The sequence below is a fragment of the Streptomyces sp. NPDC006314 genome (assembly GCF_040613075.1).
GTDB lineage: Bacteria > Actinomycetota > Actinomycetes > Streptomycetales > Streptomycetaceae > Streptomyces.
In genome coordinates, this window is the sequence record NZ_JBEXRL010000008.1 from 324,718 (window position 1) to 345,889 (window position 21,172).

Consider the following 21,172-nt stretch of genomic DNA (forward strand, 5'->3'; position numbering starts at 1 on the left):
CGCGCGGACTTCATCTGCGGGCAGCACCGTCCAGCCCGGCGCAGGTGCGCCGGGCGAATGACCCGGGGCCCGCCTCAGGCGGCCGGGGGCGGAAGGACGAGCGCGTTCGACGGCATGAACCGGAACCCTATGCGGCGGTGCCGCGGGCGGACAACTCCCTTTCCGCGCCGCCCGGGGCGACCGGCGCCGGGGAACCCTTGGCGGGGGTCGAGGACTGGGCGATGAACGCGCCGACCAGGACGACCGCGCCACCGGCGACCTGCGGCGCCGACAGGTGCTCGCCGAGCAGCACCCAGGCCAGCACGGTCGCGATCACCGCCTCCAGGCAGGCGACCACCCCGGCGACCTGGGGGGACAGCCGCCGCACGGACAGCACGCCGGTGATGTACGCGATCACCGTCGCGATCAGCACGATCCAGGCCAGCAGGGCGACGGCCGGTACGGCGGTGCCGTTCAGGTGCGCGGAACCCGCAAGCACCGACCAGTCCATGCTCCAGGGGCGGGCGACGACCGTCAGCACGACGGCACCGACGAGCAGTCCGTAGGCGATGACGCCGAGCGGGTCCGGGGCTTCGTCGCCCGCGTCGCTGCCCTGGTCGGACAGGACGAAGTAGCCGACCTGGCAGCAGGCGGCGCCGAGCGCGCACAGCAGGCCCAGCGCGTCGAAGCTCAGCCCCGACCAGACCTCCACCACGCAGGCCAGGCCGCCCGCCGCGAGGACCACGCCGAGCGCGGCGGCGCGTGTCACGGGCCGCCGCTGCACGAGCCGCACCCAGCCCAGTACCAGGGCGGGAGCCAGGTACTCGACGAGCAGTGCCACGCCCACCGGGATGCGGGAGAGCGCGGCGAAGTAGCAGGCCTGCACACCGGCGACGGCGAGCAGCCCGAATCCGGCGAGCAGTGCGGGACGGCGGCGGGGCAGGGCGCGGTGCCGCACGGCGACCGGCAGCATGACCAGCGCGGCTCCGGCCACCCTCAGCCACACCACGTGCACCGGGTCGAGACCCGCCTCGATCAACGGCTTGGCGGCCACTCCGGACCCGCCGAAGGCCAGCGCCGAGGCGAGCGCGAGACCGAGCCCCGTGCCCTTGCCGTGGCTGCCCTGACTGCTCTCTGACGTACGCACCGGCACATGATGCCAGGCAACGACAGGAGCGTCACTCTCTTTGACACCTGTCTCAGCTGCTGGACGGCCGGTGCGTCAGCAGGTCGCACCGCCGCCGCCGACGTATTCCCCGCCGCCGGCCTCGGTCCGGGCGGGCAGCTCGCGGGCGGGGATGCCGGCGCGTTCCAGGACCTCGACGGCGCGGGACTGCGGGTCCGTGAGGAGCGCGGCGAACAGATCGGTGCCGGTGACGCGGCCCTCGCCACGCCGCCGGGCGCGCCCGCGCGCCTCCGCCAGCGCGGCGGCCGCGACAGGGGACCAGCTGCCGCCGTCTCGCGCTTCGCCGCCGCGAGGGCTGGGGAGGGCTGGAGTGGTGAGGGGGGCTGGAGCGGGGACGACGGCGATCGCCCCGGAGTCCTCCACACCGCCCTGCCAGCGCAGGCCGTAGCCGATGCTGCGCTGCACGAGATAGCCGAGCAGTCGGGCGAGCCGCGCGGGCCCGCCGACGGCAGCGCGGACCTCGGGGTCGTGCTCCAGGAGGGAGTGGAGCAGATGGGCGGTGTCGATCTGCCGGTCCCCGTCCCGGACGGCCCTGCGGCGGGCAGCGGCGACCACCGCTGCCAGCTCGGCGCCGAGCCCGGCATCGTCGTCCATGTGCGCAGTCGCCTCGTCAGGGGTGGTGCGGCGGGCTGTACGGGGTTGCACATCCCCACCTCATCAGCCGCAAAGGGCCGAGTCATCCACAGGGGGAACCATCTGCGCGTCCCACACAGAGTGGACATCGCCGTCCGCGATCTCATCCTTACGGAGGAGATCCGGCCGATCTGCCGCCACGGCGCGCGCCGCCTTGCCATGCGCCCCTGCCTGCACCCACCCCGCGCCGCCGTACGTCCGACACGGGCGGAAAGAGCCGGCGCGAGTGCCGTCTTGTGGCGCTGCCGGCCGCGGACGGCAAGCAGTACGTGCACCGGGTCCACGCGCCCGGACGCGCTGCTCGCCGACCTGTCCCGGGAGGCCTGGCACTGCCACGACGAGAGCGCCCGTCCGCGCGCGTGGGACCCGTTCGACGCGGCGGTCATACGGCGGCTGGGGGGCTGACCACGCCGATCGCTCAGCGTTTCTGACCGTTCATCAGTATTGAATGTTCACGCCCCTGCCGTTACGTTCCGCGACACCGTAGCCCGCTTGCCCGATCCGAAGGGGTGGCCGCATGGCCGAAGTCAGCGCGGAGGCACGCATCCAGGCGCCCGCCGAGAGGGTGTGGGCCCGGCTCACCGACTGGCCGTCGTACGGGGAGTGGAACGCGACCCACACCAGCTTTCCCCACGGCGGCCCGGAGACCCTGGCCGTGGGCGGGACCTTCCAGGAGAACATGAAGCTCATGGGCTTCCCGGCGGAGGTCGACTGGACCATCGAGGAACTGGAGCCGGCCCGGGTTTTCGCCGTGCGCGGCAAGGGCCCGATGGCGGTGACCGTCGCAACGCGCTACACGCTCACACCCGACGGGGACGCCACCACCGTCCGGATCGACGGCGAGTTCACCGGTGCCGCCGTGTCACTCATGGCGGGCAGGCTCAAGGACTCGGCGACGGCCGCCCTGAACGAGTCGCTGCGCAAGCTGGGCGACATGGTGGCCTGAACCGGGACACACGAAGGCGCCCCGCGCGGATACCGCGCGGGGCGCCCTGGTCGCCGTACCAGCCTCAGTGCTCGTCGGCGAGGATGAGGTACAGCTTCTTGCGGGCGTCGTTGATGACGGTGAGCGCCTTCTCCCGCTGCTCCTTGCTGCCGGTCTTCCAGACCTGGCCGAAGGCCTCCATCAGACCGAAGCCGGCCTGCCGGATCTCCGTAAGGGCCTCCCAGTCCACCCCGCGCGAGGCCTCTTCCCAGGGGGCGTCCGGACCCCCCTCGGCGGCGCTGCGGCCGCTGTCGGTGAGAGAGAAGAGCTTCTTGCCGCCCTCGTTCACGTTGGTGATCAGGCCCTCGTCCTCCAGCAGCTGGAGCGTCGGGTAGACCGAGCCGGGGCTGGGTTTCCACGCGCCGCCGCTGCGTTCGGCGATCTCCTGGATCATCTCGTAGCCGTGCATGGGCCGGTCCCGGAGCAGGGCCAGGATCGAGGCACGCACGTCACCGCGCCGCGCCCGCCCCCTGGGGCCTCCACGCCCCCGCGGCCCCCAGGGCCCGGGACCGAAACCGGGCCCGCCCGGGCCGAAGCCCGGACCTCCCGGCCCGAAGGGACCGAAGGCGGCCCGTCGGCCGTCGAATCCACCCATGCCCCGCCGACCGGGGCCCTCGTGCCGATGTCCACGCTCGAATCCGTGGGTACGCATCGCGATCACTCCATCCCATCGATGATCTGTCACTATGCATCGCGTACCGTTCGCGATGTTTCAACGATATATCGGAAACCCATCGCATGGCAAGCACCCCTCCTCGAGATCACCGTCGCCGGCCGCGTGTGTGCCTCCGGTGCAGCGTCTGCATGGGAACGCGCCCCTCAGGAAGCGATCAGGAACCGGGAGCCGGGACCGGACGGCGCCGGTGCCGGCCTCACCGACCTCGGCGACTGCTGGAGGAGCGCACGCTGGAACGTGCCCTGGAGGGGGTCAGGAGCGTGGTGCGGCCGGGGAAGCAGGCTGTCGCGGCGGTGGCCGAGGCCTCGGCGCACTGGTCCTTCCCGAACACGACCGTGCGCAGTCGGCTGCTGGAGACCGGCGGGTCCTCGATCACTGCGCAGCTGGCAGCCCGACGAATACCGGCGGGTCGTACGACCGCTGCCGCCGCACGGTCTCCTCGACGGCACGCCTGTTCTCCCTGTGGCGGGCGTACGCGCTGGCGTGCGGCGGGCCGCGGGTGCCGCGGGCGTTCCACGTCGTGGATGTGTCGTTCGGTGGCGCCCAGCCCGCCCCATGGCTGCCGACGCGCGCGACCGCCGGGCGGGAAACAGTCCGGTGGTCGTGAATTGGCCTTGGTCCGGGGGCCGGCGCAACCACTAGCGTCAGCGCCATGCGCATGCGAATCGTGGACGCCTTCACCGACCGCCCCTTCACCGGCAACCCCGCCGGAGTCCTGCTCCTGGACGACGCCTTCCCGGACGACGACTGGCTCCAGAACGTCGCCATGGAGGTCAACCACGCCGAGACAGCGTTCGCGCACCGGCTACCCGGGGGGGGAGAGGCGGACTGGGCGCTGCGCTGGTTCACGCCCGTCGCCGAGGTCGCGATGTGCGGTCACGCCACGCTCGCCACGGCCCACGTCCTGTACACCACCGGCGGCCACGAGGGTCCGGTGCGGTTCGCCACGCGCAGCGGAGTGCTCATCGCCACGCCCGCCGAGGACGGTTCGGTCACGCTCGACTTCCCGACCGCCCCGCTCACCCCGGTCGAGGTCCCGGCCGGGGTCGCCGAGGCACTGGGCGCGGAACCGGCCGCCGCCTTCGACACCGGCCCGAACGTCGGCGACCTGCTGGTGGAGCTGGCCGACGAGAAGACCGTCCTCGGCCTCTCCCCCGACCACAGGGCCCTCGGCGCCTACTCCCCGCGCGGCATCATCGCCACCGCCCGCGCCGAGGACCCGTCCCGCGGGTACGACTTCGTCTCCCGCTGCTTCTTCCCGAACGTCGGCATCGACGAGGACCCGGTCACCGGCAGCGCCCACACCGCCCTCGCCCCGCACTGGGCCGCCCGCCTGGGCCGCGACGACCTCACGGGACTCCAGGCGTCCCGCCGCACCGGGCTGGTCCGCACGGGGCTGCGGGGCGAGCGCACCCTGCTCACCGGCCGCGCGGTCACGGTCATCGAAGGCGAACTGCGCGCCTGAACGGCCTCGTCGGCGGTCCTCAGGCCGTCGGCAACCAGCCCACCTTGCCCGCGAGCAGGGCGTAGCCGACGAAGGCGCCGATGTCGAGCAGGGAGTGCGCGACGACCAGCGGGCCGACCCGGCCCCAGCGACGGTACAGCCAGACGAACACCACGCCCATCACCATGTTGCCGAGGAAGCCGCCGACACCCTGGTAGAGGTGGTACGAGCCGCGCAGGACCGCACTGGCCACCAGTGCGGTCCCCGGCGTCCAGCCCAGCCGGTCCAGCCTGCGCAGCAGATAGCCGACGACGATGACCTCTTCGAGGATCGCGTTCTGCAGGGCGGAGAGGATCAGCACCGGGTACTTCCACCACACGTCGGGCAGCGCCTCGGGCACGACGGTGAGATTGAAACCGAGGCCGCGTGCGGCCAGGTAGAAGGCGATGCCGGTGCTGCCGATCACAGCGGCGATCCCGGCCCCCCGGGCCAGGTCGGGCCGGGGGCGGGTGCGGTCGAAGCCCAGCGTCCGCAGACTCTGGCCCTCGCGCAGCAGCAGGTGGGCGACGAGGGCCACGGGGACCAGCGCGGTGGCGATGCCGAAGAGCTGCCAGGCGAGGTCGAGCCACGGGCGGCCGGGCGCGGCGGAGGCGTTGAGGGTGGCCGCCTGGTCCTTGAGGCCGCCCGGCTTGGTGACCGAGCCGACGAAACTGATCAGCGCGGAGACTCCGCTCGCCCCCAGTGAGAGCCCGAGGACGAGCAGCGTCTCGTCCCGCAGGATCCGCCGCGGGTCACGCTCCCGCGCCACGGAGTCGCTCACCGAGTCAGCCTCCACCTGCACCCCTGCCTCCAGCCGGCTCATGGACCCACGGCCCCTTTCGCCTGGCAAGGATCGCAGAAGCGGAGGTGGCCGCCGCGCACCGGGCTGCTGCCAGGGCGGCACACCTGTCACGCACGGTCAGCTCCTGGCCGCCGCGCTCTTGCCCGCCGTGACGGCGCTCAGCCCCCGCGGCATGGACCGGCGGCCTCCACGGCGCTCAACCCGCGGCGCGGACCGGTGGTCGGCACCCGCCTCGGCCTCGGTGAGCCCCGCGACCGCTCCGGCCCGCGCCCCGCACCGTCGGTTCTCATCCCAGCGGCACCGGCTCCGGCAGGCCCACCGGCCAGGTGTGCACCGGCTCACCGACGTGCATCAGCTCGGCATAGCGCCGCGTCGTCGCCGCCAGGGCCGCATCGCGGGTGAGGCCCTGCTCGAGCGCCCGGTGGAAGGTGGCCGCCTGCCAGGACGCGCCGTTGACCCGTCGCCGGCAGCGTTCCTCGATGACGCCCAGGTAGAGGTCCCGGTCGGCGGCCTCGACGCCCCATGCGTCCAGTCCGGCGGAGGCCAGTGGCAACAGTTCGTCGCGGACCAGGGTGACGGCGTCGACCTCGCCCGTGCCGCCGTAGCGTCCCCGCCGGGGCCACACGAAACGCGCGTCGATCCCGTACCGGCACGCCGCGTCGAAGTTGGCCTCGGCCACGGCGAAGGGCAGCCGGGTCCACACCGGCCGCGAGTCCTCGGCTAGGGCACGCACCAGGCCGTAGTAGAAGGCCGCGTTGGCGATCACGTCGGTGATGGTCGGTCCGGCCGGCAGCACCCGGTTCTCCACCCTGAGGTGCGGGACACCGTCCGCGATGCCGTACACCGGCCGGTTCCAGCGGTAGATCGTGCCGTTGTGCAGGGCGAGTTCGGCGAGCTTGGGTACGCCGCCCGCGTCCAGCACCTCCAGCGGCTCCTCGTCGTCGCACAGCGGCAGCAGGGCCGGGAAGTAGCGCAGGTTCTCCTCGAACAGGTCGTAGGCGGAGGAGATCCACCGCTCCCCGAACCAGGTGCGCGGTCGTACCCCCTGTGCCTGCAGCTCGGGCGGCCGGGTGTCGGTGGACTGCAGAAACAGTGGCGGCCGGGACTCGCACCACAGCTCGTGACCGAAGAGGAACGGCGAGTTGGCGCCGACGGCTATCTGCGCGGCGGACGCCACCTGCGCCGCGTTCCACACGTCGGCGAACCGGCCCGGTGTCACCTGGAGGTGCAGCTGGACGGAGGTGCAAGCGGCCTCGGGGACGATCGACTTGGAGGTGCAGACGAGGTGCTCCACGCCGTCGATGTCGAGCCGGAAGTCCTCCCCGCGCGCGGCCACGATCTGGTCGTTCAGCAGGGTGTAGCGGTCGACCTCGGAGAGGTTGGAGGAGACCAGGTCGTCCCGGTCCAGCGTGGGCAGGATGCCGATCATGACGATTCCCGCGTCCACCTCACCGGCCTTCCGGTCGGCGTACGCGAGAGAGGTACGGAGTTCCTCGGCGAGCCGGTCGAATACCCTGCCGCCCAATCGGTGTGGCGCAATGTTCACTTCCAGGTTGAACATGGCGAGTTCTGTTTGGAAGTCACGGCTCGCGATGCGCTCGAGTACCTGTCCGTTCAACATTTTCGGCATGCCGTCGGAGCCCGCGAGATTCAATTCGATCTCCACCCCCATGAGGTTCTTGGGGCGGTCGAATCGCTTCTCGACCAGCAGTCGCTCCAGTCCCGTCAGGCACTTTTGGAGCTTTTCGCGGTAGCGCTGGCGATCGGACAGGTCGAACTGCCCTGCCACGACCTTCTCCCCCATCGAAGTGTCCTTCCTCGGATGGGCGGGCCGATGATCCGGCCGCCGGGCTCCCGGGTCAGGTGGGATGATGCCCAGCGGAAGCGATCGATAACGTCCCGCGCGGGCCCGACGCCCGCTACTCTGTCGAATGTTCCCCGCGGCACATTCACGGGGCATGCCGCAACGTGCACCTTCGAGTGCCCCGAACGCCTCGTGAAAAACGCCGACGACATTCGGCCGACCGCTACCGGCGCGTATCGCCAGGTCAGCATCGAGGAGCGCGTGCGAGAATCGGGATGAGTCCCGCAAATCGACGGCCCGATAGCGCCTTGCGCTACTTACCGAAATCGGATAGCCGAAACTACGGCCGAACATGCGTCGTATAAACTTCGCCCACAAGGCAGAAGGTTGGCGCCCTCGGTCCTGGTTCCTGCCGTGTTCCTGCCGTCACCACGACGGGCGGCGGGCCGAGCCGCACCTCGTTCACCGACCCGGGCCCCCACCCCTCCGGCCTTTCCGTGAGCAGACAGCGCCGTCCGCCCCACCCTCCTCGCGCCGCCGCGCCTGTCGACTGAGAGGCGACCCACATGCCGCTGCACGTGCCCCCTGCCCCCGCGCCCGCCCTGCGCTCCGTCCTCACCGCCCTCGGCTCTCCGACCGCGGTCCGTGAGGCCCGTACTCCTTCCCTGCGCGCCGCGCAGGGCCCGGCGACACCCGAACTCCCACTGCCCGTCCATGTGCTGGACCGGATCACCGCCCAAGGCCTGTCCGCGACACGACTGGCCGGCTGGCGCTTCCTGATCCGCTGCGGCGACCGGGCGGTGGCCGCGGCGGAGACCATGCTCACCCCCGACGGCTGGACCTTCTCGCACTTCTTCGAGGGCCCGTACGTCGCCTCCACCGAGCGCGCCCTGCAGCAGGCGGAGACGCTGCAACAGCCGTACCAGGCACGCTTGCTGTCCGTGCCCGGTCTGTACATGCTCACCCTGTGGCTGCACGGCGACTGCGCCGCCGACGGCTCGGAGGGCCACCCGGCCGCCACCGATCTGCTCGTCCCGCTGGCCCCGGCACCGCCCGGCATATCGGCGCACCGGCCCTTCCGGGTCGCCGAGTTGCTTCCGGTGCTGACCCATCGGGCGACTCCCCTCCCCTTGCTCGGCTCACCTGCCTGAACGACACCCGCGTACCCCGCTGCCCGGAAGGGAAGCGGGGTACGACTGTTTTCGCCGGGCGGCGCCGTGCGGACTAGCCCGTTCCGACCACGGCGAACCACCCAAAGGGACAGTGCAGTTGGACTGAACCGTCCGTGTGGGTGACGCGTCCTCAACTGAGAGAAGCGGTGCTGCGAAATCCCTGCGGAATGACGCCCAGAGGGCAACACTGGGTTCCGACCGACTTATCACCACGGGGGACGGACATGACCACGACACAGCGAAAGATCCCACCCATGTGCCAGCACCAGCCACCGTGCCCGCCAGCCGAGTCCGCCGACCGGGAGTCCGCCCGCCTCGTGGCGCACCACCCGGAGCAGGGATGGAGTCTGCTGTGCAACGGCGTCCTCCTCTTCGAGGACACCGGTGAGCTGCTGCCCGACGGCCGGATCATCGCTCCGCACCGCCCGCTCGGTGCGGAGCGGGTGATGACCGCCGCCTGAGCACGGCGCGAGCGACCTGAGGGGCCGGCCCGCACACATCCGGTGCGCACCGGCCCCGACGTGTGTCCGGGGTCGGCTACCGACCGTACTCGGACATCACCGCAGCGCCGCGACGCACGGCCGGGCGGGCCTGGATGAGGTCCGGTAACGGCTCGCCCGCTGGGCCGGACTTCTCCTCGGTCGCGGGCAGCCGCACCCGCCTTCGAGTCCGAGACGTGCCCGCGGCATGGTGCCAGTCCTTGTCTGTGGAAGTTCACCCCTTGGTGGCGCCGGCGGTGAGACCCTACCGCCCCGGCTGGTCGAATCACCCGTGCGGGAGTGGGATGGAAGGAGGAGCGAGGGCCTCGCCGGCGGGCACGCCCGCGGGAGCCACCCGGTGACGCCCCTGCGCAACGAACGGTGGAGTCATGTCCGGTTACGACACCTCGGCGACCCCCGCCCGTGTGGTGGTCGGTGTGAGCGGTTCTCTGGGCAGCGTCACGGCCCTGCGGCGGGCCACCGCGCTGGCCCGCCGACTGGGAGCCGACCTATGGCCGGTGCTGGCCTGGGAACCACCGGGCGGTGATCCCGCCGCACGACGCTCCCCCGCCGCCGGTCTGCCGGTCGAGGAGTGGCAACGGCTGGCCAAGCAGCGGCTGGCCTCGGTACTGGACGAGATCTTCGGGGCGGGCGGCCCCGGTGTGCCGATGCACCCGGTCATCGTCCGCGGCACCCCGGGCCGGGCGCTGGTGGCGACCGCGGACCGGGAGAACGACGTGCTGGTGGTGGGTGCGGGGCGGCGCGGCCTCCAGCGCGCCTTCTCCGGCCGGGTCTCCCGGCACTGCCTGGCCCACGCCGTCTGCCCGGTCCTGGCGGTGCCCCCCTCCCCCCTGGAGACCGAGCTGCTGTCCGTCCACCGGCGCAACACCTGGCATCGGCGCATGGATACGCGGGGGTTGTGAGAGCGGCCCGGCGCCGGATGACCGAAGAGGCCGCTCCGCCCCCGTGCCGGACTTGTGCCGGAAAGCGGAGGCGTGACACCCAACGGCCAACCCACGTCCGCGGTTCCCGGCGCTTGGCCCTATCGTGACCGGCATGCAGTCCTACACGATCGGCCAGGCGGCTCGGCTGCTCGGCGTGAGTCCGGACACCGCCCGCCGCTGGGCCGACGCGGGCCGGATGGCCACGCACCGCGACGACGCCGGCCGGCGTCTCATCGACGGCCGCGATCTCGCCGCGTTCTCGGTCGAACTGGCCAAGGCGGGCGGCGGCGAGGAGGACGCCCCCTACACCTCCGTACGCAACGCCTTCCCCGGCATCGTCACCGCGATCAAGCTGGGGGATGTCGCCGCCCAGGTGGAGATCCAGGCGGGCCCGCATCGGCTGGTGTCACTGCTGACCCGCGAAGCGGTCGAGGAACTGGGCCTTGAGGTCGGCATGGAGGCCACCGCGCGCGTGAAGTCGACCAACGTGCACATCGACCGTGTCTGACCGGCCGGCTGCCGCCACTGGCGCTCTCCGGCGACGGCCCGGCACTTCGGGCCTTCGGTTCACCGAGCTGTCGCTGCCGTAGGGGCGCGTCGGCGAAGGGCGGGAACCGGTGGTGCGGGATGCCGCCGGTCGCGCGCTCGAAGCTGACGTTCGTCATGCCGCGTGCCGGCGCGGCAGGTCCGGCACGGTCAGCCGGGCGGGTCGTACCAGACGCCGGGCGAAGGACCGCACCCGCCGGGGTACCGTACAAACGCACATGCAAGCTGCACGCCATAAGCACGCGGCTCATGCGATGCGACAGGAGACTTGTTCCTCGCAGATGCGGCACTATCATCGCCGCATGGCCGATGCCCGGCCGTCAGGGCGCGACCGTCGTTCACAGAACCTGAGGAGGAGATCCGTGATGACCCGTTCCGTGCGCCGGACCCGGCGGATGCTGCGGCTGGCCGGTGCGGGGGCGGCCGCTCTGATGGCACTCAGCGCCTGCTCCGCGTCATCCGACTCGAAGGACTCCTCCGGTTCGTCGGGCACGTCGGCATCCCCGCAGCTGTCCGGCACGGTCACCGTGTTCGCGGCCGCGTCCCTGAAGGAGAGCTTCACGACCCTGGGCAAGCGGTTCGAGCACCAGCATCCGGGCACCGAGGTCAGCTTCAGCTTCGGCGGCAGCGACACGCTCGCCGCGAACATCACCGGCGGAGCCCCGGCGGACGTCTTCGCCGCCGCCAGCCCCAAGACCATGACGATCGTGACGGACAAGAAGGAGGCTGTCGGCAGGCCGGCCACCTTCGTCCGCAACCAACTGGAGATCGCCACCCTGCCGGGCAACCCGCACAAGGTGGCCTCCCTCAAGGACCTCACCGCGTCCGGCCTGAAGGTCGTCCTGTGCGACAGGACCGTGCCGTGCGGCGCCGCCGCCCAGAAGGCCCTGGACGCCGGGCGGCTCAAACTCACCCCGGTCTCCTACGAGCAGGACGTGAGGGGCGCCCTGACCAAGGTGGAGCTGAGGGAGGCCGACGCGGCTGTGGTGTACAGGACCGATGTGAGGGCCGCGGGTGACAGGGTGGAGGGCGTGGAGTTCCCCGAGTCCGCCAAGGCGATCAACGACTACCCGATCGCCCTGCTGAAGAACGCGCAGAACGCCGAGGCCGCCAAGGCGTTCATCGCTCTCGTGCAGTCCGCCGAGGGCCAGAAGGTGCTGGTCGAGGCCGGGTTCCTCAAGCCGTGACCTCGCTCCCCGACCCCGGTGCCGCCACCGGCCCCCGCACGGGCCGGCCGCGGCGCCACCGCGTCGGCGCCGGGGGCCGACGCGGCGGGGTGCCGTTGCCGCTGCTGCTGCCCGGCGTGCTGGCCCTGGCGTTCCTGCTGCTGCCCCTGCTCGCGCTGCTCCTGCGGGCGCCCTGGCGCAGCCTGCCGGACCAGCTGACCAGCACCGAGGTGTGGCAGGCGCTCCAGCTGTCCCTGGTCAGCGCCACCGCGGCGACCGCCGTGAGCCTGGTCCTCGGCGTGCCGCTGGCCTGGCTGCTCGCCCGCACGGACTTCCCCGGCCGAGGTCTCGTGCGCGCTCTGGTGACGCTGCCCTTGGTCCTCCCGCCGGTCGTCGGCGGCGTGGCCCTGCTCCTCGCGGTGGGCCGCAACGGCGTCATCGGCACGTGGCTGGACGCCTGGTTCGGTGTCACGCTGCCGTTCACCACCGCCGGGGTCGTGATCGCGGAGGCGTTCGTCGCGATGCCGTTCCTGGTGATCAGCGTCGAGGGCACCCTGCGCGCCGCCGACCCGCGCTACGAGGAGGCGGCCGCCACGCTCGGCGCGTCGCGCTTCACCGCGTTCCGCCGGGTCACACTGCCGCTGATCGCACCCGGCATCGCGGCGGGCGCCATGCTGGCCTGGGCCCGCGCCCTCGGCGAGTTCGGCGCGACGATCACTTTCGCGGGCAACTTCCCCGGCCGCACCCAGACCATGCCCCTCGCGGTGTACCTCGCCCTGCAGAACGATCCCGAGGCCGCCATCTCGCTCAGCCTGGTGCTGCTGGCCGTGTCGATCGCGGTGCTGGCCGGGCTCAGGGACCGTTGGATGACGGCATCATGACGAACACCCGGCCCCCGGCCACTGATGGCACCGAGCCTCCACAGAAACCGCCCGTACCCGCGGCCACCGACGGCACTGAACTCCCACAGGGGCCGGGTGCACGCGATGCAGATGGTGCCGGTGGCAGTGCTGGTGGTGATGGTGGTGCTGGTGGGGAATCGGTCCCGGCCGAAGGCCGGCCACCCACCACACGACCGCACCCGGCGTCCGACCGCGCGGCACCGTCCACCGAGGGCCTCGACGCGCACCTCGTCGTCGACCGCGCCGTCTTCCGCCTCGATGTCACGCTCGCCGCCGCCCCCGGCGACGTCGTCGCGCTCCTCGGCCCCAACGGCGCCGGTAAGACCACCGCCCTGCGCGCCCTCGCCGGCCTTGTCCCGCTCTCCGGGGGCCATCTGCGCCTGGATGGCGCCTCGCTGGAGCGCACGCCCCCGGAGTCCCGCCCGGTCGGCGTGGTCTTCCAGGACTACCTGCTCTTCCCGCACCTGTCCGCCCTGGACAACGTGGCGTTCGGACCGCGCTGCCAGGGCGCGGGCAAGTCGGAGGCCCGCGCCCGCGCCGCGGCATGGCTGGACCGCATGGGCCTCGCCGACCACGCGGACGCCAGGCCACGCCGGCTCTCCGGCGGCCAGGCCCAGCGCGTCGCCCTCGCCCGCGCCCTGGCCACCCGCCCCCGGCTGCTGCTCCTGGACGAGCCGCTCGCGGCCCTGGACGCCCGCACCCGCCTGGAGGTCCGGGCCCAGCTCCGCCGCCATCTGGCCGAGTTCGAGGCGGTCGCCGTCCTCGTCACGCACGATCCGCTGGACGCCATGGTGCTGGCGGACCGGCTGGTGGTCGTCGAGCACGGCCGGGTCGTCCAGGAGGGCACCCCGTCCGACATCGCCCGTCATCCCCGGACCGACTACATCGCGCAGCTCGTCGGCCTCAATCTCTACCGGGGACAGGCCGCGGGGCACACGGTACGGCTCGACGCCGGGCCCTCGATCACCACGACGGAGGAGCTGTCCGGGCCGGTGTTCGTGGCGTTCCCACCCTCCGCGGTGACCCTGTTCCGGGACCGGCCCACGGGAGCCAGCGCCCGTAACCTGTGGCGCTGCGAGGTCGCGGGCCTGGAGCCGCACGGCGACCAGATCCGCGCCGACCTCACCGGCGCGCTCCCCCTCGCCGCCGACCTCACCACCCTCGGCGCCGCCGAACTCGACCTGCGCCCCGGCTCGCCGGTATGGGCGACGGTCAAAGCGGCGCAGACGCATGCATACCCGGCCTGAACGTCCTCCCGCACTACGGTGGGGGGCCATGACCCTGAGCATCCGCAACCAGCTTCCCGGCACCGTCACCGAGGTGCACCCCGGCGACGTCATGGCGACCGTCAACGTCCGGCTGGCCGGCGGCCAGACCCTCACAGCGGCCATCACCCTGGAGGCCGTCGAGCAACTCGGCCTCACCCCGGGTGACCCGGTGAGGGCCTTGGTGAAGTCGACAGAGGTCTCCCTCGCCACCAGCCGGACCGAGGGCCTGTCGATCCGCAACCAGCTCCCCGGCACGGTCACCCGCCTCGTGCTCGGCGAAGCCATGGCGACCGTGAAGGTCACCGTGGACGGCGGCGAACTGACCGCCGCGATCACCAAGGACGCGGCCGGTGACCTCGGCCTTTTCGTGGGCTCCGATGTCGTCGCCCTGATCAAGTCGACGGAGGTCGCGCTGGCCACGGCGAAGCAGACCTGAGGCCTGGTCGGACACGGCGCGGCGAAACGCGAGGGCCCCGCCCAGGCACGGACGGGGCCCTCACACGCTCGCTCAGTCCTCGTACGCGTCCAGCGGCGGGCAGGAGCACACCAGGTTGCGGTCACCGAAGGCCTGGTCGATACGGCGCACCGGCGGCCAGTACTTGTCGGCCACCGAGACGCCGGCCGGGAAGACGGCCTCCTCGCGGCTGTAGGCGTGCGTCCACTCCCCGCCGAGCGCGGCGGCGGTGTGCGGGGCGCCCCGCAGCGGGTTGTCCTCCGCGGGCCATTCCCCAGAGCCGACCTTCTCGATCTCGGCGCGGATGGCGATCATCGCGTCGCAGAACCGGTCCAGCTCGGTGAGGTCCTCCGACTCGGTCGGCTCGATCATCAGCGTGCCGGCCACCGGGAAGGACATGGTCGGCGCGTGGAAGCCGTAGTCGATCAGGCGCTTGGCCACGTCGTCCACGCTCACGCCGGTCGCCTTGGTCAGCGGGCGCAGGTCGATGATGCACTCGTGCGCGACGAGGCCGCCGGGGCCGGTGTAGAGCACCGGGTAGTGCGGCTCCAGGCGCTTGGCGATGTAGTTCGCCGAGAGCACGGCGACCTGCGTGGCCCGCTTCAGGCCCTCGCCGCCCATCAGTCGGACGTACGCCCACGAGATCGGCAGGATGCCCGCGGAACCCCACGGCGCCGCCGAGATCGGGCCGACGCCCGTCTCGGGGCCGGCCGCCGGCTGCAGAGGGTGGTTGGGCAGGTACGGCGCCAGGTGCGACCGGACGGCCACCGGGCCGACACCCGGGCCGCCGCCACCGTGCGGGATGCAGAAGGTCTTGTGCAGATTCAGGTGGGAGACGTCACCACCGAAGTGGCCCGGCTTGGCCAGGCCGACCAGGGCGTTGAGGTTGGCACCGTCGACGTAGACCTGGCCGCCGGCCTCGTGCACCTGAGCGCAGATGTCGGCCACGTGCTCCTCGAACACACCGTGCGTCGACGGGTAGGTGATCATGAGCACCGCGAGTTCGTCGCGGTACTGCTCGATCTTCGCCCGCAGGTCGTCGACGTCGATCTCGCCGTCCTCGGCCGTCTTGACGACGACGACCTTCATGCCGGCCATCACGGCGCTGGCCGCGTTCGTGCCGTGCGCGGAGGACGGGATCAGGCACACCGTGCGCTGCTCGTCGCCGTTGGCGCGGTGGTAGCCGCGTACGGCCAGCAGACCGGCCAGCTCGCCCTGCGAACCGGCGTTCGGCTGGAGCGAGACCTTGTCGTAGCCGGTGACCTCGGCGAGACGTTCCTCCAACTCGCGGATGAGCGTGAGGTAGCCCTCGGCCTGCTCGGCGGGCGCGAAGGGGTGCAGCTGGCCGAACTCGGGCCAGGTGACCGGCTCCATCTCGGTGGTCGCGTTGAGCTTCATGGTGCAGGAGCCCAACGGGATCATGCCGCGGTCGAGCGCGTAGTCGCGGTCGGCGAGCTTGCGCAGGTAGCGCAGCATCGCGGTCTCGGAGCGGTGTTCGTGGAAGACCGGGTGGGTCAGGTAGTCGTCGGTGCGCAGCAGGGCCTCGGGCAGGGCCTCCTCGGCCGCGGCGTCCAGCGCCTCGATGTCGCCCTCGACACCGAAGGCGGAGAAGACCGCGCTCAGCTGGGCCCGGTTGGTGGTCTCGTCGCAGGACAGGGAGACGTGGTCGGCGTCGACCGGTCGCAGGTTGACGCCGTTGTCGCGGGCGGCGGCGACGATCTCGGCGGCCTTGCCCGGCACGCGCGCGGTGACGGTGTCGAAGTAGGTGCCGTGGACGATCTCCACGCCGCCGGCCTTCAGGCCCTCGGCGAGGATCGTGGCGTAGCGGTGGGTGCGGCGGGCGATGGTCCGCAGCCCCTCCGGCCCGTGGTAGACGGCGTACATGCCGGCCATGACGGCGAGCAGCACCTGGGCGGTGCAGATGTTGCTGGTGGCCTTCTCACGGCGGATGTGCTGCTCACGCGTCTGGAGCGCGAGCCGGTAGGCCCGGTGCCCGTCGGCGTCGACCGAGACGCCCACGAGCCGGCCCGGCAGGCTGCGCGCGAACTTCTCCTGCACCGCCATGTAGCCCGCGTGCGGCCCACCGAAGCCCATCGGCACACCGAAGCGCTGGGTGGTACCGACGGCGATGTCCGCGCCCAGCTCGCCCGGCGAGGTCAGCAGGGTCAGCGCGAGCAGGTCGGCGGCGACGGTGACGAGGGCGCCCAGCTGGTGCGCCTGGTCGATGACCGGCTTGATGTCGCGTACGGCACCGGAGGCGCCCGGGTACTGGATCAGCACGCCGTTGATCTCGCGCTCGGCGATCTCGGCCGGGATGCCGTCGCTGAGGTCGGCGACGACGACCTCCAGGCCGGTCGGCTCGGCGCGGGTCTCGATGACGGCGATGGTCTGCGGCAGCGCGTCCGCGTCGACCAGGAACAGGCCCTTCTTGTTCCTGCCCATGCGCCGGGACAGCGCCATCGCCTCTGCGGCGGCCGTGCCCTCGTCCAGCAGGGAAGCGCCGGAGGTGGGCAGACCGGTCAGCTCGGCGACCATGGTCTGGAAGTTCAGCAGGGCCTCAAGACGGCCCTGGGAGATCTCCGGCTGGTACGGCGTGTAGGCCGTGTACCAGGCCGGGTTCTCCATGACGTTGCGCAGGATGACGGGCGGGGTGAAGGTGCCGTGGTAGCCGAGACCGATCATCGAGCCGAGGACCTGGTTGCGGTCGGCGAGCGAGCGCAGCTCGGCGAGCACCTCGACCTCGGTACGGGCGCCCGGCAGGTCCAGGGCGTCGGCGTTCTTGATCACATCCGGGACCGCGGCGGCGGTCAGCTCGTCGAGGGAGCCGTAGCCGACGTGCGCGAGCATCTTGGCCCGCGCCTCCTGATCGGGCCCGATGTGGCGCTGCTCGAAGGAGATGCCCTGCTCGAGCTCGGAGAGCGGAATGCGATGGGCGGTCATTGCGGAGGCCTCCTGGTCTGACGCGACCTGCGAGGGGCACCACGGCGCGGGTGCCCGGACGGCCTCCCCCTCTGTCATCTCAACCTGAGAGCTTCACCGGGTGCCCGAGGGTCCCGGCTTTCACCGTCGGTGAGAGCGGAAGCCGTCGACACCCGCTCTGCTTTCCAGAGTGACCTCGTCCGTGCGGTACGTGAGCCTGAGAGATTCCGGGGAGGATTTGCTCCTTCGGCGCCTCCGATGTGGTCGGAGGACTCTCCCGCACGGGGTCAGCAGCCGTTGTCAGCCTACCAGCGAGGTCAACGCCTGAGCCTTCGAGTGGCCGCCTCCTTGAATGTGCTCTTTTGTAGTGCTTACGGATGAGTTGCGACCAAGTGGAGGGAGAGGGGCCGTGCAGACCGACATCGATCCGCGCAACCTGATCGGCCGCAAGGCGTTCGACCGCAGTGGCGCCAAGATCGGCACCATCGACGAGGTGTATCTCGACGACGCGACCGGCGTGCCCGAATGGGCGGCCATACGCACCGGCCTGTTCTCCCGGGACGCCTTCGTCCCGCTGGAACCGAGCGAGCTGATCGACGGCGCCCTCCGGGTCCCCTTCGACCGCGCCCTCATCAAGGACGCCCCCGACTTCGGCGTGGGCCGCCACCTCTCCCCCGAGCAGGAACTCCAGCTCTACCACCACTACGGACTCGACCTGGCCCCACCTCCCCCGTTCCCGGACCATGACTTCGGCAGGCTTGCGGGTACGGAGGAGGCCTGATCCCCGTCCGAGTCGTCCCCCCGTGGCGGCCCATCCGAGGCACTGGCGGCGTCGCGGTGCCGTTTCTCCCCAAGGCCGGCCCCCAGAACCAGCGGCAGCGGCTCCGCCGGCTCCAGCGCCGGATCGTCGACCCGAAACGTCCGTACCCGGCCCGGTTCCGACTGGGGTGTCTCGAAGCGCACCGTGACCCGGCCCAGGCCGCTGCCCTGCACCCAGCCGTGGCCCCACTCGGCGTGCCGTACGTCCTGCCCGGCACGCCACTGACGCTCGGTGGGCTCCGGCTGTTCCGCCACGGCCTCGGGCACGGCGTCCTCGGCGAGGTCTCCCGCCGCCCGCTCACCCGCCGCCTGGGCGAACAGATCCTCCTGGGTGTAGTCGGCGAGTCCGGTGACACCCACGCCGAGCAGCCGTACCCCGCCTGTGGTGTCCACCGAGTCCAGCAGCCGCGCGGCCGCCTCCCTGATGACCGCCGGATCGTCCGTGGGCCCTCTGAGCGTCTCGGAGCGGGTGAGCGTCGAGAAGTCGTAGCGCCGCACCTTCAGCACGATGGTCCGCCCCGACAGCCCGGCGCCGCGCAGCCGCCGCACGCACCGGTCGGCGAGCCGCTGCACCTCCAGGCCGACCCGCAGCCGGTCGTGGATGTCCACGTCGTAGGTGTCCTCGACCGACACCGACTTCGCCTCCCGCTCGGCCACCACCGGCCGCTCGTCGCGGGCCAGCGCCATGGCGTACAGCGCGTGCCCGTGCGCCTTGCCGAGCAGCCGCACGAGTTCGTCCTCGCCGGCCTCGGCCAGCTCCTCGACCGTGGTGATCCCGGCCCTGCGCAGATGGTCCCCGGTGGCCGGCCCGACCCCCGGGAGGGTCCGCACCGGCATCGGCCCCAGCAGCGCCCGCTCGGTCCCCGGCTCGATGACCACGAGACCGTCGGGCTTGGCCTGCTCGGAGGCGATCTTAGCGAGCATCTTGGAGGCGGCGAGCCCCACCGACCCGGTGAGTCCCGTGACCGTCCGGATGTCCGCGCGCAGCTGCACCCCGGCCAGCCGCGCCGACTCCTCGTCCCAGGCCGCTCCCCCGGCCTCCAGATCCACGAACGCCTCGTCCAGGCTGAGCGGCTCGACCAGCGGCGACAGCTCCCGCAGCAGCGCCATCACCTGTTCGCTGACCGACCGGTACAGGGCGAAGCGCGGCACCAGGTACGCGGCATTGGGTGCCAGCCGGCGCGCCTGTGCCATGGGCATCGCCGAGTGCACCCCGAAGACCCGTGCCTCGTACGACGCCGTGGCCACCACTCCCCGCGGTCCGAGCCCGCCCACCACGACCGCCTTGCCGCGCAGGCTCGGCTTGGACGCCTGCTCCACCGAGGCGAAGAAGGCATCCATGTCGAGATGCAGGATCGTGGGCGCGTTTCTCACATGTCCGATGCTGCACCACGGCACTGACATCGATGGTGCGGTGGCACCGCAGGGCGCCCGATCGGCCCGGTGGTCAGACCGCCCGGTTGCGGCGCCGCGCCAGCTCGTCCGCGGGGTTGTGGCCGACGAGGGTCTCGCCCGTGTCGACGCGCTCACCGTGCAGCTGGGAGAGCGCGCTTTCCACGTCCCGCCACACCACGCCGACGGCGATCCCGAAGATGCCCTGACCGCCCTGGAGCAGGGCGTGGACCTCGTCCGGCGAGGTGCACTCGTACACCGTGGCGCCGTCGCTCATCAGGGTCATCCGCTCAAGGTCGCGGAAACCGCGTTCCCTGAGGTGCTGGACGGCCGTGCGGATGTTCTGGAGCGAGACACCGGTGTCCAGGAACCGCTTGACGATCTTCAGGACGACGACGTCCCGGAAGCTGTACAGACGCTGGGTGCCCGACCCGTACGCGGGTCGCACGCTCGGCTCGACGAGGCCCGTCCGGGCCCAGTAGTCGAGTTGCCGGTAGGTGATGCCGGCGGCCGCGCAGGCCGTGGGCCCGCGGTAGCCGATCTCCTCGGACGTCATGGACGCCGCCCCTCCGCCGTTCGGCACCGCCGTCGGCCGCTGCGGAGCGTGATCGACCGCGCTGCTGTGATGGGGGTATCCCCCGCTCGAACACAGCTGAGAGCTCGGGGGAGGGTACAGACCGCTCTCCCCGAAACCGCGTTCCGGGGCACCCCCAGCCGTACCGTCGCCGCTGATTCTCACGCCGACCTCCGTCCTTGACCTGCCTTCTCGACGGTAGGCAGTCACCAGGGGCGCGTCAACGATCGCCACACTCGGCACGCCGAGTGATAATCACCCTAGGAGTGGTTTTCCGTGCCCCACCGCGGGGAAAGGCTAGCCGAATGCCCTCTCGGAGGGCCGCAGGACGCTCTCAATGGCCGGTGGCAATTGCCCGCTCGGCCCGGCTACGCGCGGTCAGTGGCCGGTCCCGCGAACGCCTGGTGCGGCGGGCCGGCCTCGCACCGGCTCCCGCTCACTGACTGCTCGTGCCGAAGTCCTCGGGCGAGATCTGGTCGAGGAACTCGCGGAACTTCTCCACCTCGTCCTCCTGCTCGTCCGGAATGGCGATGCCCGCGTCGTCCAGCACCGTGTCACTGCCGTAGATCGGCGTTCCGGTGCGCAGGGCCAGCGCTATGGCATCCGAGGGACGGGCGCTGACCTCTACCCCGCTGGCGAAGACCAGCTCCGCGTAGAAGACGCCTTCCCGCAGATCGGTGATGCGTACTTCGGTCAGCTCCTGGCCGACGGCCTCCAGCACGTCCTTGAACAGGTCGTGGGTCAGCGGTCGCGCGGGGGCCATGCCCTGCTGGGCGAAGGCGATCGCCGTCGCCTCCCCCGGCCCGATCCAGATGGGGAGGTAACGGTCGCCCCCCACTTCGCGCAGGAGCACGATCGGTTGGTTGGAGGGCATTTCGACCCGGACACCTACGACATCGAGCTCGTTCACACAGCAACCCTAGGCCGTGGTCGGGACGTTTGGGTAGTCGGGCCGGGAACAGGTGCCCGATCCGGCCGCTCCGGGACCC

The 21,172-nt window shown here is 71.8% G+C and carries 20 protein-coding genes and 1 riboswitch; of the genes, 11 read left to right on the plus strand and 9 right to left on the minus strand.

Annotated features, from left to right (window positions below):
* Positions 1 to 127: 127 nt before the first annotated feature.
* A complete protein-coding gene (locus tag ABZ079_RS17805) occupies positions 128 to 1,132 on the minus strand; it encodes an EamA family transporter (protein ID WP_356940369.1) in 1,005 nt (334 codons plus the stop codon).
* A 69-nt stretch (positions 1,133 to 1,201) separates the two neighbouring features.
* On the minus strand, positions 1,202 to 1,759 hold the full coding sequence (locus tag ABZ079_RS17810) for a Clp protease N-terminal domain-containing protein (protein WP_356940370.1): 558 nt from the start codon (positions 1,757 to 1,759) through the stop codon (positions 1,202 to 1,204).
* A 556-nt stretch (positions 1,760 to 2,315) separates the two neighbouring features.
* Between ABZ079_RS17810 and ABZ079_RS17815 the strand changes: the two genes are divergently transcribed.
* Positions 2,316 to 2,744, plus strand: a complete 429-nt coding sequence (locus ABZ079_RS17815) for an SRPBCC family protein (protein WP_356940371.1) — start codon at positions 2,316 to 2,318, stop codon at positions 2,742 to 2,744.
* Between the two features lie 64 nt (positions 2,745 to 2,808).
* On the opposite strand, the gene ABZ079_RS17820 is transcribed toward ABZ079_RS17815, so the two are convergent.
* Complete coding sequence (locus ABZ079_RS17820) at positions 2,809 to 3,435, minus strand: PadR family transcriptional regulator (protein ID WP_356940372.1); 627 nt, start codon at positions 3,433 to 3,435, stop codon at positions 2,809 to 2,811.
* 676 nt (positions 3,436 to 4,111) lie between these two features.
* On the opposite strand from ABZ079_RS17820, the gene ABZ079_RS17825 reads away from it, so the two are divergent.
* Complete coding sequence (locus ABZ079_RS17825; protein WP_356940373.1) at positions 4,112 to 4,924, plus strand: PhzF family phenazine biosynthesis protein; 813 nt, start codon at positions 4,112 to 4,114, stop codon at positions 4,922 to 4,924.
* 19 nt (positions 4,925 to 4,943) lie between these two features.
* On the opposite strand, the gene ABZ079_RS17830 is transcribed toward ABZ079_RS17825, so the two are convergent.
* Positions 4,944 to 5,744, minus strand: a complete 801-nt coding sequence (locus ABZ079_RS17830; RefSeq protein WP_356940396.1) for a type II CAAX endopeptidase family protein — start codon at positions 5,742 to 5,744, stop codon at positions 4,944 to 4,946.
* Between the two features lie 286 nt (positions 5,745 to 6,030).
* On the minus strand, positions 6,031 to 7,548 hold the full coding sequence (locus tag ABZ079_RS17835; protein ID WP_356940374.1) for a glutamate--cysteine ligase: 1,518 nt from the start codon (positions 7,546 to 7,548) through the stop codon (positions 6,031 to 6,033).
* Positions 7,549 to 8,114: 566 nt separating this feature from the next.
* Between ABZ079_RS17835 and ABZ079_RS17840 the strand changes: the two genes are divergently transcribed.
* The 8 genes from ABZ079_RS17840 to ABZ079_RS17875 all read left to right on the plus strand — a co-directional run bounded on the left by ABZ079_RS17840 (position 8,115) and on the right by ABZ079_RS17875 (position 14,461).
* Positions 8,115 to 8,699, plus strand: coding sequence for a hypothetical protein (locus ABZ079_RS17840; RefSeq protein ID WP_356940375.1), 585 nt, complete (start codon positions 8,115 to 8,117; stop codon positions 8,697 to 8,699).
* A gap of 275 nt (positions 8,700 to 8,974) precedes the next feature.
* Entirely contained in the window at positions 8,975 to 9,181 is a 207-nt protein-coding gene (locus ABZ079_RS17845; RefSeq protein WP_073895228.1) for a DUF5999 family protein, read from the plus strand.
* A 407-nt stretch (positions 9,182 to 9,588) separates the two neighbouring features.
* Positions 9,589 to 10,122, plus strand: a complete 534-nt coding sequence (locus ABZ079_RS17850) for a universal stress protein (RefSeq protein ID WP_356940376.1) — start codon at positions 9,589 to 9,591, stop codon at positions 10,120 to 10,122.
* Positions 10,123 to 10,255: 133 nt separating this feature from the next.
* Positions 10,256 to 10,651, plus strand: a complete 396-nt coding sequence (locus ABZ079_RS17855; RefSeq protein WP_356940377.1) for a helix-turn-helix transcriptional regulator — start codon at positions 10,256 to 10,258, stop codon at positions 10,649 to 10,651.
* Positions 10,652 to 11,054: 403 nt separating this feature from the next.
* Complete coding sequence (gene modA / locus ABZ079_RS17860; protein ID WP_356940378.1) at positions 11,055 to 11,876, plus strand: molybdate ABC transporter substrate-binding protein; 822 nt, start codon at positions 11,055 to 11,057, stop codon at positions 11,874 to 11,876.
* Entirely contained in the window at positions 11,873 to 12,736 is an 864-nt protein-coding gene (modB, locus tag ABZ079_RS17865) for a molybdate ABC transporter permease subunit (RefSeq protein WP_356940379.1), read from the plus strand. Before modA ends, modB begins: the two co-directional genes overlap by 4 nt.
* Positions 12,733 to 14,004, plus strand: a complete 1,272-nt coding sequence (locus ABZ079_RS17870) for an ABC transporter ATP-binding protein (RefSeq protein WP_356940380.1) — start codon at positions 12,733 to 12,735, stop codon at positions 14,002 to 14,004. Before modB ends, ABZ079_RS17870 begins: the two co-directional genes overlap by 4 nt.
* A 28-nt stretch (positions 14,005 to 14,032) precedes the next feature.
* Positions 14,033 to 14,461 (plus strand): TOBE domain-containing protein, encoded by a 429-nt coding sequence (locus tag ABZ079_RS17875; RefSeq protein ID WP_356940381.1) that lies wholly within the window; start codon positions 14,033 to 14,035, stop codon positions 14,459 to 14,461.
* Between the two features lie 72 nt (positions 14,462 to 14,533).
* Here ABZ079_RS17875 and gcvP read toward each other — a convergent pair whose 3' ends face one another.
* Entirely contained in the window at positions 14,534 to 17,419 is a 2,886-nt protein-coding gene (gene gcvP, locus ABZ079_RS17880; protein WP_356940382.1) for an aminomethyl-transferring glycine dehydrogenase, read from the minus strand.
* Positions 17,420 to 17,593: 174 nt separating this feature from the next.
* Positions 17,594 to 17,688: riboswitch (glycine riboswitch) on the minus strand.
* A 119-nt stretch (positions 17,689 to 17,807) separates the two neighbouring features.
* Between gcvP and ABZ079_RS17885 the strand changes: the two genes are divergently transcribed.
* Positions 17,808 to 18,179, plus strand: a complete 372-nt coding sequence (locus ABZ079_RS17885; protein WP_356940383.1) for a PRC-barrel domain-containing protein — start codon at positions 17,808 to 17,810, stop codon at positions 18,177 to 18,179.
* Here ABZ079_RS17885 and ABZ079_RS17890 read toward each other — a convergent pair.
* The 3 genes from ABZ079_RS17890 to ABZ079_RS17900 form a co-directional block, all read right to left on the minus strand.
* Positions 18,101 to 19,591, minus strand: coding sequence for a DNA polymerase IV (locus tag ABZ079_RS17890; RefSeq protein WP_356940384.1), 1,491 nt, complete (start codon positions 19,589 to 19,591; stop codon positions 18,101 to 18,103). The genes ABZ079_RS17885 and ABZ079_RS17890 overlap by 79 nt on opposite strands.
* Before the next feature lie 73 nt (positions 19,592 to 19,664).
* A complete protein-coding gene (locus tag ABZ079_RS17895) occupies positions 19,665 to 20,348 on the minus strand; it encodes a MerR family transcriptional regulator (protein ID WP_356940385.1) in 684 nt (227 codons plus the stop codon).
* Between the two features lie 271 nt (positions 20,349 to 20,619).
* Complete coding sequence (locus tag ABZ079_RS17900; protein ID WP_026253112.1) at positions 20,620 to 21,093, minus strand: bifunctional nuclease family protein; 474 nt, start codon at positions 21,091 to 21,093, stop codon at positions 20,620 to 20,622.
* Between the last annotated feature and the right edge of the window lie 79 nt (positions 21,094 to 21,172).